Here is a 221-nt window from a genome sequence, read left to right as displayed (position 1 = left end):
CCTGCCAGTGGACTGTTGGTTGCTTCTGTCATGCTCTTTTCCACATAGCTGCTGGCTGCCATCGTCAGTCCCTGCTTTGCATACTCTGTTACTACGGCCCTTCCTATGGATGTTCCTGCACTTACTGCTGCATTTGCTGCCATTCCTCCGGTCAGTATCAGGGAAGCAGCGATTGTCAATACATTTCCTATTAAATAATAGAGGTCCGGATTACTGGCAAA

At 48.4% G+C, this 221-nt stretch carries 1 protein-coding gene; it reads right to left on the bottom strand.

Features of this window, described 5'->3' with window-relative positions:
- Positions 1 to 221 (bottom strand): hypothetical protein (locus DWW33_RS15750; protein ID WP_199650794.1); only part of this gene is annotated, 221 nt, incomplete at both ends.

It is taken from the genome of Roseburia sp. AF15-21, from assembly GCF_003479505.1.
Taxonomy (GTDB): Bacteria; Bacillota; Clostridia; order Lachnospirales; family Lachnospiraceae; genus Roseburia_C; species Roseburia_C amylophila.
The sequence above is the reverse complement of the archived record's forward strand: the minus strand, read 5'-3'. Positions and strand labels throughout refer to the sequence as shown.